This is a genomic window from Acidobacteriota bacterium, from assembly GCA_026393755.1.
Lineage (GTDB): Bacteria > Acidobacteriota > Vicinamibacteria > Vicinamibacterales > JAKQTR01 > JBAXOX01.
Genome location: JAPKZO010000010.1, coordinates 1 through 13,934, shown reverse-complemented (window position 1 = coordinate 13,934; position 13,934 = coordinate 1). Strand labels below are relative to the sequence as shown.

Genomic DNA, 13,934 nt, shown 5'->3' with positions numbered 1-13,934 from the left:
CAGACGGGGCCGTCAGCGCGTGGCGGGATCATCTCGTTGACGGCCAACGCTGTCAAGCAACGCGGCCATGTCGAGGACGACGGTGCGTCGAAGCGGCTTGCCGCGCGGGGGCGGAGCGGCTACTCGAAGACGAGATCTCGGAAGAACGCCGGCGCGTGGAAGCTCGGGCCATCAGGCGGGGACCACGCTGCATAGATTGCATCACGCTCCGGCTCGGCCGGACCGTGCGGACGCTTGATCCGGAACACGTTGAAGCGCCACGTGTCCCGGCGTGTCGGCGGCACGAGTGGAGACACGGCCGGCGTCATCGACGCGAGCCCGCTCCACGGCAGCCAGGCCAGCGCCGTCCAGCTGCCTCCCGGCAGCCCGAACGCCGCCCCCGGAATGACCGTTGATTCGAAGCCGGCCCAGTCCCACCCTCGCACGTTCTCCAGATGGGGCCACGGCGTAACGACGTGCAGGTCGGTGACGATGTTGATGGGACTGATCTCCACCTCGGCGTAATGGGCCCCTGAGCGCGTCGGGTCGAGGAAGATCTCGACGACTTCTTCCTCCCAGAGCGCGTCGTCGCGTCGGAGCATCGTGTGCCACGGACGATCGTCAATGGCATCGAAGCGGACGGCCATCCCCGCATCGTTCCACACCGCCCTGAAGGTCGTTCGGTACTGATGCGGTCCCCACGACACCGCTTGAGCCCTGGCCCAGTCTTGATGATGGCCGGGGAGCAGCGCCTTCGGCGTCGCGTCAGTTCGGGCAACCCGGTACGACACGTCGGGTCCGGGTACCTCGGAGTCGCGATAGATCTGCGCCATCGGTGTCCTCGCGGGTTCAAGGGTCTTTCTGGAGACGGCTTCACTACCTGCGGAGGCGGCACCTCTCTCAACCGTCAGAACGAATAGTGAAACCGGTTCTGGCCAGTATCGGACTGGGCCGGGCGGGCGTCAAGGACCGGCCCGAAGACCGGCGGGAAGACGGACGGGAAGACGGGCGGGAAGACGGGCGGAAGAACCGACGGCAGGACCAGCCGGACTGGTGGCGCCGCCCGTTCCCGCGGGTATACTCCGCGGTATGAGCATAATCACGCTGCCAATTCGATCCTGCGTCATGACGGTCGTGGCGGTCGTGACGATCGCCGTGATGGCGCCTGGGATTTCTGTGACCGCGCAGGCGCCTCCCGCCTCCAACCCGCGCGCCGAGGTGCTCGCTCTCTTTGAGCAGAGCGCCCGCGACTGGTCGCGCGGCGACATCGACGCGTTCTGTGCCGTCTACGCCGTCGACGCGCTGTTCATCTCGCCGAGTGGGATCACGCGAGGGCGTCAGGCTGTTCTGGAGAGGTACAAGCAACGCTACCCCGGAACGACTGCCATGGGTACCCTGTCGTTCGACGTGCTGGAAGCGCGCGTGGCTCCCGGCGGGTCTGCCGTCACTGTGGCGGCACGGTGGCACCTCACGTACGCCATCAAACCCCCAGTCTCGGGGCTGACCCTCATCGTGTGGCACCGCACGCCCGCTGGGTGGCGCCTCGTGCAGGACGCGTCGATGTAGGCCGCGAACGACCGACGCGGCGCGGCGCTATCGTTCGGGAAGTAGCCGGCGATCGTGCGATGCGGCGAACGGCGCCAGATGACGGAGGAAATGCCTCTCTAGATTGCCGGCGTATGCTTCGGAGTGGGCACGCAGGCCTGCCATGATGCGGTCAGAGAATCGGCCAGTTCCCGCTGGAGCGGTCGCGGTCAGGATCGACCCGAACGTAACGTGGAGCACCTGGCGTGCGTGGAAATGGTCGAGCAGGGCAGGCAGTTGCTCATCTGAGAGGGTCCCCTTGTCGGGATCCGGCATCGCGTCCAGCCGGGCCGAGACGTGATAACTGGCGCGATCGTCGTCGTAGCGCCCTCTGGCGAACCGGTAAAGCTCACGGAAGAGGGGTGGGTCGGTGGCGGCGAGTGTCCGAAGCGCTTCGAGCCAGCTGGTGCCCGCTGTCTTGACGTGTACGATGCCGCGCGTGTGGGTGGCGACGGCCGCATAGATGCTGAACTTGTCGGACCCAGAGTGAAGGCTCAACTTGTACGGGCCCAGGACGCGCGCGATGGCCGAGTGGATCTTCCAATCGACCTCGAATGCGGCGGCGTCGCCGATGTAGTCCACGCCTTTTTCGAACCGTCCGACCAGCCGCGGCGCAAGACTCGTCCAGGTGACGCCCAGCCTCCGCAGTTCGCTCGCGACGAACACGTGCTCAGCCGGAGATGTCGGCGAGTCGGTTTCGTCGACCGAGACTTCGAGTTCGACCGATCGGGCCCCGGCAACCGCGAGCAGGTGCCTGTACATCACCGCTACGTGGACGACGGCGCGCGCGTACTTGATGGCTGCGCGAACCAGCGTCTCCTCGCCGAGACGGATCGGGTGACCTTCGATGTCGAATACCCGGCCTGCGTATCGGGCCAGCAGCGCCGCGGGAGTCTCCTCGATCAGTGACCAGGGGAGGGCGTCAAATCCCAGCCGGAGATCACTTGACGTCGCATCCGGTTCGATCTGTCCGACATGTTCGCCGGGATCGATCGTGAACATCGTGAAGCCAGCGGCAAGGTAGTCGTCAATGTCGGCTGTGGTCTTCAGGTGATCCGCGTCGGCGCCCTGCCGGCCTTTCCAGCCCTCGGCGAACGCTCCCCACGTCGCGGCGTCCAGCACGTCTTGCGCCGTGCGGCCGGTTCGCGTCAACTCGCGGGCAGACTGCTGCGCAAACACAGGGATGATGGGACCGCCGGCCGCTTTCAGCGCCCTCACGTGCCCGGGAGTCGCCAGACCGAGACGATCGCCGAAGCCAAACGACGTGCAAAGGCCGAGTGGCTGTGGCGCCAGCCAGGACAGGTGTGCGCGGAGCCCCGCGGCGTTTCTGGCGCTGGTCGGTCCGATCAGGAGACGGTGTCCGTCATGCTCGCCGGATTCGCCCTCATAGCTCCGCAAGACATCCTCGTGACCAGCCGCCGGACAGACCAACAGCCGGACATCGTCATTCGTCAGAGCGAGTGCCCACTCGCCGTCGTCGCCCGCCACCACCGACTGTGGCCGGACATGGAGATTCGGCACGGTGAGGATCGTACCTGCGGAATTCATCGATGTGCTCCGAGATTGGCAGCCGGGCCCACCCTCCAGGAAGGGGGGGCCGCTCCCGATGGGTTCGTCTCTCTAGAACGTCAGTTTAACCCCGAGCTGGATGTCGCCCGTGGTGTTGGTATCGATGTAGCTGAGGTAAGTCCAATTATCTCAATCCGTCTCACCGCGGCCGCGCACCCAGCGTCACCTCCAGCGGGGACTTCAGGCGCCGCGCGAACTGGCTCAGGTACGCATCCCACTCGGCGGCGTTCGCCACATCACCGCTCCGGTCCCAGGCGAACCCGGCGTAGTACGAGACGGTCCGGCCGGGACGCAGGGGTGCGATTACGAGGTAGTTGCCGTCGCCCTCGGTGAACGTCAACGTCTGTGACGGATCAAAGATGACCCCGAGGCCGAGATTGCCGTTGCCCTTCACCTGGACCGGTTCCCACACCCTCATGATTCCCGTTTCCTTCGACGTCGCAATCTCCGAACCCGGCTGCTTCTTGATGCCGGCAGCGACGGCCAGGTCGCGTGACGCGCCTTCGACAAGGTACGCGCTCTCGAAGCGGTCCAGATTCTGCCCGGCATCGAGCGTGATGCGCTTCACTTCCGACACCTTCGCGCCTGCGGCGTCCCAGTTCTGGTAGGTCAGCTCGAACAGGACGCGAATGGGGCCGTTGGCCAGCACACGCGAGGCACGAAAGTTCGCGGACGGGTAGAGCGTGCCGTCGATCCAGAGTCCGCTTCCGCCGCCGCCCCGACTCTTTCCGGCCGAGTAGAAGTCGCCCCCCGTGCCGTTGTCGTGGTGATAGTCGTCAACCATGTACCAGTCATTGATGATCAGCCGCCGGACGCGTTTGGTCCAGACGTCGACCGCGCTGCTGGTCAGCGGCTCCTGGGCCCACGTTTCGAGTGCGGCTCCGTACATCCGATGCGCGATGCGGTCGTTCTCCCATGCGAAATCGTCGCGGCGCTCGCGGACAAACCGGCCGTACGCCTTAAAGTCCGACACCTTCGGCGTCAGTTGCGCGCCAGCCGCCAGCTTGAAGGTCCTCGTGGCGTTCGGGCCGATGTCGGTCTGAAAAATCAGCTGCTCGAACTTCCCGTCGTCATTCAGATCGACCGCCTGAGCGAGCACCTCCATCTCCCCGTCGAGCACATGCACCTTCCGAACATCGTCGACGGCGAGGAGCGTCATCAGTTCCGTCGCCGGCAGCACGACGGTCTCGTTCGCGCGGGCCAGATCAATCGGATTGCGCACCGTGACCAGGCCGTCCGGCGCTGCTGCGGGTAACGCGGCCGCCGCGAGCAGCACGCCGACAGCGATGATCAGGGCAGTGGTCAGACGCGTCATATGCTGGCTCCTTCGTGCTTCGACTGATGATTACGGCGACGTGATTTCATTGGACAGCCCGGTCAGAACGTCCGCTCAGCACGAAGCGGGCTACTTGGTGGCCCGCGCTCGATAGTGGAACGTATTCACGGACTTCTCGATGTCGAACGCGCGAAGCATCGCGATGACTTCCGCGCCCGCCATCAGCACCGGGCCATATCCCTGCATGGCCTTCAGATCGGTTGGCCGATTGTAGTAATAGACCGCATCGTAGGCGGCGGTGGTCGATACGCAGATGCCTTCGATCTGGCCGTCCTGACGGACGCGCCGCGCGACAGCCTGCCATCCCGTCTGGGCGACCGGCGCGTAGGTAGGCGCCAGCCAGCCGCGGTTGACGCCACGGGCAATCGCGAACGTGAACATCGCGGAGGCCGACGTCTCGAGGTAACTGTCGGTCCTGTCGAGCAGCTGGTGCCAGAGGCCCGTGCTGCCTTGCACCTGCGTCACGCCCTGCACCGCGCGCTGGAAGATCGCCAGCACCTTCGCACGGTCCGGGTGGTCGTCCGGCATCACGCTCAGGAGTTCCGCCGTGGTCATCAGGCTCCATCCTGCGCCCCGGCCCCAGTAGAAGCGCGGATCCGCCGCGTTGTTCTCGAACCAGGAGTGGTCATACAGGCCCGTGGTCCGGTCCAGTAACCGCTCGGCCATTCCGATCACCTGCCGGGCGCCGTCGTCGAAGTACTTGCGCTGGCCGGTGAGCTTGCCCATCTGGGCGAGGAACGGGATGCTCATGTAGGCGTCATCAATCCACAGGGCCACCTTCTGGGGACGAGGCCTGGCAAGTGTTCCGTCCGCGAGGCGAAGCTGCCTGGTCGAGATGTGGGCATCCACCGCGTCGATGGCCGCCCGATAGCGCGGGTCCGGCTTCTTCGCGTACGTCTCGATGAGCGCCGCCCCCATCGCGCCGCCGTCGTCGAGCTCCCGCATCTCGATCAGGCGGCGATAGCCGAGCCGTTGCGAGCCGAACGCCGCCGCCTGACGTTTGAAGTAGTCGATGTGGTCGAAGATGAAGTCGAAGTTTCTGATGCTGAAATTCTGATAGCGCTGATCGCCCGTGACGTCGGTGATGTGGTTCATCGCGGCCAGGACCACGCCCATCGAGTAGGTCCAGTCGTTGAATTCGTTGATGCGGGAGTCGATACCCGCCGTCTTCACAGGTTTGGAAAAATCGGTGATGGGCTGGTTGGTGACCGCGTCGATGATCCGGTACGGGGTGTTCGTCACGAAGTAGTCGCGCACGCGATCGAGCACCTGCTTGATGTCGGCTTCGGCCGGCACCGTGTAATCCACGCCAGGGGCCAGCGATGGCTGCGCAAACGACGGGTCCGACCGTCCGGTCATTTCAATCGAGACGGCCGGTGCGGCGGGCTTGGGCGATTGCTGCCGGGCCGCTGGCCCCGCGACCACGCCAGCCACAATCAGCGCGCCGATCCCGGCTGCAATCACCTGTCTCACGCGTTCATGAGTCATGGTCGGTTTCTCCCTGGCCACATGCACCGTCGGCCGCTGGCGTCGACTGAGCCCTGAACTGACGTGGGTTGCGAGCACCGACGAAACCCGGACTGCCTGACCCACGGCTGCGACGCCACCGCGTCTTCCGACTACGGCACACGTCGAACGGCAATTGGGCTGTCCAATTCGCCGAGCTCAGCCGTTCCTCTCATGGTTTCTTTCTTCGACATTTGTGCCTCGCCGGCACGGAATGAGCGGGGGCTCACCCATCACGACTTCTCGAAATACTCAGATATTGAGCCAGTTATCAGGCACCGGCGCCCGCCGAAGCAAGACCGGCAGGATGATAGCCGAACTTCGGAGTGTTGCAAAGTGGTATGACCAGCGTGTAGTCTTGCGGCCATGTCGACGGATGACAGGCCTGTCCGGCGATGCCGGCCGCTCGCCGCCGCGGCGAGTGTGTGTGCGGGCGTCGTTGCGGCCGCGGCGTTGACTGTGCAGGTGTCGTCCCTTCCTGAAATCGGGTCAGGCCCGATTCCCCGGGCCGGACGCCAGGAGGAGACGGCGGCGCGGAGCCAGATATTGGTGGTCGCGCAGGATGGCAGCGGCCAGTTCCGCACGATCCAGTCGGCGCTCGATGCGATCTCGCAGGACAACCGGACGCCGAAGACGATCCTGATCAGGAACGGCACCTATCGCGAGAAGATCTTCATCAAGTCGAGCCATGTCGCGGTCGTCGGTGAGGATCGCGACAAGACGGTCGTCCAGTATGCCGAACTCCGGAAGAACTGGCGCGTCGATCATCCCGACGACTGGGGCGCCGCGGTGGTCAATATTGGCGACACATCGAGCGACATCTTCTTGGGCAACCTGACCGTCCACAACAACTACGGCCGCCTCCACGGCGACCACGACCACCAGTTTGCCGTTCGAAGCGGCGGCATCGCGACGCGGATCGTCATCGTGCACGCGAAGATCATCGCCGACGGCGGTGACACGTTGAGCCTCTGGAACACCGGCAACGGGATGTACTACCACGCCGACTGCGATTTCGAAGGATGGGTCGACTACGTGTGCCCGCGCGGCTGGTGCTACATCACGAACAGCCGGTTCTTCGGGCGAAACCTGACGGCGAGCATCTGGCACGACGGCAGCAGGGACAAGGACCAGAGGTTCGTCATCCGCCGATCGTCGTTCGATGGCGTGCCGGGCTTCCCGCTCGGCCGCAACAACCGCGATGGACAGTTCTTTCTCCTCGACAATCGATTTTCGGCCAACATGGCAAACCGGCCGATCTACCGGCCGTCAGCAGAGAGCGCGTATCAGTGGCCGACCCGCAGCTACTTCTGGAACAACCAGCGCGAGAGCGGGAACTTCGCGTGGTTCGCTGACAACCTGGAGAGCGCCGACGGCGCGCCTCGCGCGGGCGACATTACGCCGGTCTGGACGTTTCAGGGGCGGTGGGATCCGGAGGAGACCATGCCTTCGGTGCTGCCGTTCACCTCGACGCCGCGGCCCGAGGACGGCGACCGCGACGTGCCCGTGAATCTTGCCGCGTTGCGATGGGTCGGTTCGCGAGACGCGGAGCGGTACAGGGTGTCGTTCGGGACGGCGAACCCGCCGCCCGTCCGCGGAGACGTCAGTGCCACCCGGTTTCCGGTGGGTCCCCTCACACCAGGCACGATCTACTTCTGGCGCGTGGACTCGGTCGCGGCGTCCGGGATCATCGTGGGGCCCGACTGGTCGTTTCGCACCGGGCGTACGCCACTCGCCGTTGCCGGCGCGTCTCAAACGACGTCTCCTGCGCGACCCGAGCGCCCTGTGCCGCCATCCGCGGCGAAGTCGCCCACCTGGCGCGTCCGCATCGTCCTGGTCGGCGACTCGACCGTGACAGACAAAGCCGGATGGGGATCCGGCTTCAAGAAGCGGCTCGGGGATCGCGCCGACTGCATCAACCTGGCGCGCAACGGCCGCAGTTCGAAGAGCTTTATCGCTGAGGGGCATTGGACCGAGGCGCTCAAGGCTCGTGCCGACTACGCGCTGATCCAGTTTGGACACAACGACATGCCAGGTAAGGGGCCGGACCGCGAGACCGATCCGACGACGACGTACCGGGCGTATCTCGGGCAGTACGTCGATGAGGCCATAGCCGCCGGTGTCACTCCGATCATCGTGACCCCGCTCACTCGACGGCTGTTCGGCCCGGACGGAAAGATCCACTCGGATCTTGGCGACTACGCCGCCGCCGCCAGGGCGGTCGCGGCTGAGAAGGGTGTTGCCGTGATCGACTTGCACGCCAGGAGCGTCGAACTGCTCGACCGGATGGGTGAGGCAGCAGCCGAGGCGTTCAATATCGAGAAGGCGGACGGCACGCCGGACACCACGCATCTCTCGACGTCAGCGAGCACGGCCTTCGGCGCCATCGTCGCCGACGAACTTATGCGTCTGGTGCCGGCGCTCGCGCCGTACTTGAAATAGCTCGTCGGCGGTAAACGGCCGCCGGAAGAGGGACCGCAACCATAGATCGGCAGGCCGGGTTCGTCGTGCGCGAGGCTGGGTCCGCAGGCCAGGTAACACGCCGCGACGAGCGCGAGCTGAACGATTCGACGATCGACAACGGGTCCACCCACACTCAACTGCGGTACCTCGCTCGAGTGTTCGACCAGACGAAGCAGGCGCGCTTCCGCGATGCATTCGACTCGGGGCTCGCGTACCTCGTCGCGGCGCAGTACAAGAACGGCGGCTGGCCGCAGTACTATCCGCTTCGGACCAACTACTCCCGCTGCATCACGTTCAACGACAATGCGATGATCGGCGTCATGCGGCTGCTGCGTGAGATCGGGGAGTCGCGCGCCCCGTTCGGCTTCGTAGACGACGCGACGCGGGTGCGCGTCCGCACGGTCGGGACGTCGTCGCCGCGGCCGACCCGGCGGCGCCGCCGCTCTGGGCGCGGTTCTACCAGATTGGGACGAACCGCCCCATCTACTCCGGACGCGACGGGATTATCAAGTTCAGCTTGAGCGAGATCGAAGTCGAACGCCGTGCCGGGTACAGCTGGCTCGGACCTTGGGCGACCGAGTTGCTCGACCGCGAATGCCCGGCCTGGAGAGCGAGACAGAATCGCTGAGGGGCTGGGCCGCGCAGGAAGACGTCCCGCCCGCCCGTCACTGACGCGTGCGCTCTACTTGTTGATCGTCTCGTTCCTCAACCGGCGGTTAATCCGTGTGTTGGTGAGCACCAGGCCCTTGACGCCCTCGATCAGATCCGGTTTCTCCGTTCCGTCAAACGTGCAGTCAATGATCCTGATGTCGCTGATGGGGGTGCGTGTGTAGCCCCGGAGCAGCAACGCGTACTGGCCTTTCCTGCTGGTGACGTTTCGCACTTCAATATCGCGGACCGTCGGCGGGAACTTGCCCGTGTCGCCTTCTTCGTAGAACAGATTCACCGTCACGACCGCCTCGGTGACCGACCCGATTGTGCAGTCGCGCATGTAGATGTGTTCGGTCGTGCCTCCGCGCACCGAGTTGGTCTTGATCCGGAGCCCGCGGTCCAGGTTCGGGCTGTCCATCCGGCACCGCTCGGCGAAGATGTTGCGGGCGCCACCGGAAATCTCGCTGCCCACCACGACGCCGCCGTGTCCGGCCTTCATCACGCAATCGCGGATGACGACGTTCTCGATCGGGACGTTGACCCTTCGCCCATCATCGTTGCGGCCCGACTTGAGCGCGATGCAGTCGTCGCCCGTGTCGAACGTGCAGCCTTCGATGAGCACGTCGCGACACGACTCCGGATCGCAGCCGTCATTGTTGGGTCCGTGGCTCTTGATGTTGACCTGTCGCACGGTCACGTTCGTGCAGAGCACCGGGTGCAGTTCCCACATCGGCGAGTTGATGATCGTCACGCCCTCGATGAGCACGTTCTTGCAGCGGTACGGCTGGACGAAATTCGGCCTGAGATATGAGCCGTCGCCGAACACGCGCTCAGCGACCGGCACCCCTTTGACCGCCATGTCGATCAGCTTCGCTCGGGCCGCCAGTTGATTGGCCATGCTGGCCTTCTCCTTGGGGTCCCGTCCCTTCCACGGCCACCAGTGCGCGTCGCCGGCGTTGCCGTCGAGCGTCCCGGTCCCCGTGACGGCAACGTCTTGCTGCTCGAAGGCGTAGATGAGCGGCGAGTAGTTCATGCACTCGACGCCCTCGAAGCGCGTGAACACGAGCGGCAGGTAGTGCCGTGGATCGCGCTGGAATCGCAGCACCGCGCCCGCCGCCACGTGAAGGTTGACACGGCTCTTCAAGTGAACCGCGCCGGTGAGGAACTCACCCTTCGGCACGACGACGCGTCCGCCGCCCGCCCGCCCGCACGCCGCGATGGCTTGCGCGATGGGCTCCGTGCAGTCCGTCGTGGCGTCGCCGATCGCGCCGTACCTCGTGATATCGAAATCCCGATTGGGGAACTTCGGCGCGACGACACGGGCCACAATCGCCGCCGCTTCCTTCCACGCGTCGTCGGCGCCGATGGAGGGGAAGATGGTCGACCATGCGGCGTCGGTGAAGCCGAACGCCGAGAGTGGAGACGCGGCGACGAGGCCTGCGGCTCCCACCAGTTTCAGAAAACGGCGGCGCGATGGATCCGTCTGAGTCATAACGGCGCGATTGTGCCAGAAATGTCGCCTCGAATCCATCTGCTGGGTCCGATTGAATCCGGGACGGGTTACCATGGCCTGCCAGCGAAAGGAACGCGAGATGACATCCATCGGGCGTGAACAGATTGTGCGGGAGATCGAGGCCGGTCCGCGATTCGTGGCCGGGCCAATCTTCCGGCCCGACGTCATCACCGCGTGCCACGAACTGGACGTTCCAGCCATGCCCGCCTGTCGAGCCATAAGTAAGTGTTACCAGAGCGGCCTCTTGCAGTCTGGTGTCCGGGGCGAGTACATTGACGGCTCGTCCCGGCGGCGAAGCCGCCGCCTGTTTCGGCCCGGCCCCCTGATGTCCCTCTCTTGTACGAGTCCCCCGGAAGGCCTGATTCCAATGTCGAAACGCATCATCCTGCTTATGCTCCTGCTCGCCGTCCCGTTCGTGCCCGTGGTGGCGCAGCAGCCGGCGAAACCGGCCGCGGCCCCGCTGGCCGACAACCCGCTGCTCAAGGATTGGACGACCCCGTTCGGCGTGCCGCCGTTCTCGGAGATCAAGGCTGAGCACTTCGTGCCGGCGATCAAGGAAGCGATTGCGCAGCAGCGTAAGGAAATTGACGCGATCGCGAACAACCCGCAGCGGCCCACCTTCGCCAACACGATTGAGGCACTCGAGAACGCCGGCGATCTGCTTGGCAAGGTGACTCCCGTGTTCTCAAACCTCCAGTCGTCTAACACGACTGCCGAACTGCAGGCGGTCAATCGCGAGATTGCGCCGCTGCTGTCGGCTCTTCGCGACGACATCCGGCTGAACCCGAATGTGTGGGCCCGGATCAAGACCGTGTGGGACGCGCGGGCCGCGTTGAAGCTGCCGCCCGTGCAGGCCAAGTTGCTCGAGGAGAACTACAAGAGCTTCGTGCGCGGTGGCGCGAATCTCACTTCCGCGCAGAAGGAGCGGTTCCGCGCGATCAATGCCGAACTATCGACGCTCGGCATCAAGTTCGGCGACAACCTGCTCAAGGAGACCAACAGCTACCAACTGGTGATCGACAAGGTGGAAGATCTCGCCGGGCTGCCGCCAAGCGTGGTCGCGGCCGGGGCCGAGACGGCCAGGGAAGCGGGGAAGCCCGGCAAGTGGGTCTACACGCTGGCAGCGCCCAGCATCTGGCCGTTCCTGCAGTACGCCGACAATCGCGAGCTTCGCAGGCAGATCCTCACGGCGTACATCACGCGCTGCGATCACAACGACCAGTACGACACCAAGGTGAACGTTGCGCAGACCGCCGCCCTGCGCGCGGAACGGGCGCAACTGCTCGGCTACAAGAGCCACGCCGACTTCGTGCTCGAAGAGAACATGGCGAAGACGCCAGACAAGGTCTACGCCCTGCTCAATCAGTTATGGAAACCCGCCCGCGAGATGGCGCTGAGGGAGGCCGCCGACCAGCAGACCTTGATCAAGTCGCTCGGCGCGAACTTCACACTCGAACCCTGGGATTGGCGTTACTACCAGGAGAAGGTCAAGAAGGCCCGGTACGACCTCGACGAGCAGGCGCTGCGGCCCTACTTCAAGATTGACAATGTGCAGCAGGGCGCCTTCTACGTGGCCAACAAGCTCTACGGCCTGACGTTCACGCCGCGGCCCGATCTGCCCGTCTACCATCCCGACGTGAAGGCGTTCGAGGTCAAGGACAGGGACGGCTCGCACCTTGGCATCTACTACTCCGATTACCATCCGCGCGCGGGCAAGCGCGTCGGTGCCTGGAGCAGCTCGTTCCGCGGCACGCGCCTCAAGGACGGCAAGCGTGTGACACCGGTCGTCGTCAACGTCTGCAACTTCTCGAAACCGACGGGCGACCAACCGGCGCTGCTGAGCCTCGAGGAGGTCGAGACGCTGTTCCACGAGTTCGGTCACGGCCTCAACTCGCTGCTGTCGAAGGTGCCGTATCGCGGACTCGGCGGCTTCCCGCGCGACTTCGTCGAAGTGCCGTCACAGATCATGGAAAACTGGTCGCTCGAGCCCGAGGTGCTGCAGGTGTATGCGAAGCACTTCAAGACGGGCGAGGTGATCCCGGCGGCGCTGGTTGAGAAGATCAAGAAGTCGGCGCAGTTCGACCAGGGGTTCATCACCGTGGAGTATCTCGCGGCCTCGTTCCTTGACATGGACTGGCACACGCTGCCGCCGGGGCCACCGAAAGACGCGACGGCGTTCGAGAATGCGTCGCTCGCGAGGATTCAGCTGCCGCCCGACATCGTGTCGCGCTATCGCAGCCCGTACTTCAACCACATCTTCGGGCCGGGCGGCGGCTATGCTTCGGGGTACTACGCCTACATCTGGAGCGAGGTGCTCGACCAGGACGCGTTCCAGGCGTTCAGGGAGAAGGGCCTGTTCGACCAGGCCACGGCGAAGGGATTCCGGACCATCCTCGAGAAGGGCGGGACCGAGGAGCCGATGGCGCTGTACATCGCCTTCCGCGGCCGCGAGCCGAGCGTGGAGCCGCTGCTGAAGAAGAGGGGACTGAAATAGCGAACCTCTTCCTGCTTCCTGACCACGATCGGCCGGAGAAGGTGAGGGCGCCATCAGGCGAGCATAAAAACGGGGCCGGTGCAGGAAGCACCGACCCCGGAAACATGGTCAATTGAAGCGCGAGACTACCAGCGCGACTCGCGACGCCCGCCGCCACCGCCGCCGCCGCGGTTGTTGCCGCCGCCGCTGCCGAAGCCGCCGGACCGCTCGGTGCGGGGACGCGCCTCGTTGACGGTCAGATTGCGACCGCCGAATGGATGGTCGTGCAACTCCGCGATGGCCTTCTGCGCATCGGCGTCAGTGGCCATTTCCACGAAAGCGAACCCGCGAGCCCGGCCCGTGGCCATGTCGCGCATTACGCTGACGGAATCGACCTGGCCGGCCTTGCCGAACAGTTCCTGAAGGTCCTGTTCGCCCGTCGTGTACGGAAGGTTGCCGACATACAGTTTTCTACCCATTGCATCTGCTCCTCGTCTCATCCACGAGACCGATGTGACCCGCCCGCAGGAAGGTCACCTGACTAATACCGGCGATCCACCACGGATCGTCCTTCGATGGCAGCTCGTGACTTCGGCGAGAACGTCGCGCAGGAGCGAGTCGAAGGCGACTCGATTCGTCTCTATCGCGTGTCACTGCAGAGTGCGGGCTTCCACCTGACCAGATAATCATAGCACAATCCGTCAAGATCCCCTCCCCGGGGGCAGCCGTTTCGGAACCCATAGTAAGTGATCCCTGAGAAACAGCAGGCGGGGTCGACGCCGGTGCGCTGACGGGGCAGCTGGCCCGGGCGGCGCTATTGTCGCATTCGGAAGAAAGGGCTTGACTTTATGGGAGTCTGT

10 protein-coding genes are annotated in these 13,934 nt (G+C 64.8%); 4 read left to right on the top strand and 6 right to left on the bottom strand.

Translation table 11 applies throughout. The features are described 5' to 3' along the window. Positions 1-119: 119 nt before the first annotated feature. Positions 120-812 (bottom strand): carbohydrate-binding family 9-like protein, encoded by a 693-nt coding sequence (locus tag NTV05_04575; GenBank protein ID MCX6543672.1) that lies wholly within the window; start codon positions 810-812, stop codon positions 120-122. A gap of 256 nt (positions 813-1,068) precedes the next feature. Here NTV05_04575 and NTV05_04570 point away from each other — a divergent pair, with 256 nt between their 5' ends. Continuing rightward, complete coding sequence (locus NTV05_04570; protein MCX6543671.1) at positions 1,069-1,545, top strand: nuclear transport factor 2 family protein; 477 nt, start codon at positions 1,069-1,071, stop codon at positions 1,543-1,545. A 27-nt stretch (positions 1,546-1,572) separates the two neighbouring features. Here the strand turns inward: NTV05_04570 and NTV05_04565 are convergent, their stop codons facing one another. The 3 genes from NTV05_04565 to NTV05_04555 form a co-directional block, all read right to left on the bottom strand. Continuing rightward, a complete protein-coding gene (locus tag NTV05_04565; GenBank protein MCX6543670.1) occupies positions 1,573-3,111 on the bottom strand; it encodes a tagaturonate epimerase family protein in 1,539 nt (512 codons plus the stop codon). Between the two features lie 160 nt (positions 3,112-3,271). Next, positions 3,272-4,447, bottom strand: a complete 1,176-nt coding sequence (locus tag NTV05_04560; protein MCX6543669.1) for a DUF4861 family protein — start codon at positions 4,445-4,447, stop codon at positions 3,272-3,274. A gap of 90 nt (positions 4,448-4,537) precedes the next feature. After that, positions 4,538-5,956, bottom strand: a complete 1,419-nt coding sequence (locus NTV05_04555; GenBank protein ID MCX6543668.1) for a glycoside hydrolase family 88 protein — start codon at positions 5,954-5,956, stop codon at positions 4,538-4,540. A 384-nt stretch (positions 5,957-6,340) separates the two neighbouring features. Between NTV05_04555 and NTV05_04550 the strand changes: the two genes are divergently transcribed. Both NTV05_04550 and NTV05_04545 read left to right on the top strand, forming a co-directional pair. Next, a complete protein-coding gene (locus tag NTV05_04550) occupies positions 6,341-8,416 on the top strand; it encodes a pectinesterase family protein (protein ID MCX6543667.1) in 2,076 nt (691 codons plus the stop codon). 65 nt (positions 8,417-8,481) lie between these two features. Beyond that, on the top strand, positions 8,482-8,958 hold the full coding sequence (locus NTV05_04545; GenBank protein MCX6543666.1) for a hypothetical protein: 477 nt from the start codon (positions 8,482-8,484) through the stop codon (positions 8,956-8,958). Between the two features lie 161 nt (positions 8,959-9,119). Here NTV05_04545 and NTV05_04540 read toward each other — a convergent pair whose 3' ends face one another. Beyond that, positions 9,120-10,580, bottom strand: a complete 1,461-nt coding sequence (locus NTV05_04540; GenBank protein ID MCX6543665.1) for a glycoside hydrolase family 28 protein — start codon at positions 10,578-10,580, stop codon at positions 9,120-9,122. Between the two features lie 388 nt (positions 10,581-10,968). On the opposite strand from NTV05_04540, the gene NTV05_04535 reads away from it, so the two are divergent. Next, positions 10,969-13,095, top strand: a complete 2,127-nt coding sequence (locus tag NTV05_04535) for a M3 family metallopeptidase (protein ID MCX6543664.1) — start codon at positions 10,969-10,971, stop codon at positions 13,093-13,095. Between the two features lie 125 nt (positions 13,096-13,220). Here the strand turns inward: NTV05_04535 and NTV05_04530 are convergent, their stop codons facing one another. Beyond that, complete coding sequence (locus NTV05_04530) at positions 13,221-13,553, bottom strand: RNA-binding protein (protein MCX6543663.1); 333 nt, start codon at positions 13,551-13,553, stop codon at positions 13,221-13,223. Positions 13,554-13,934: the final 381 nt, after the last annotated feature.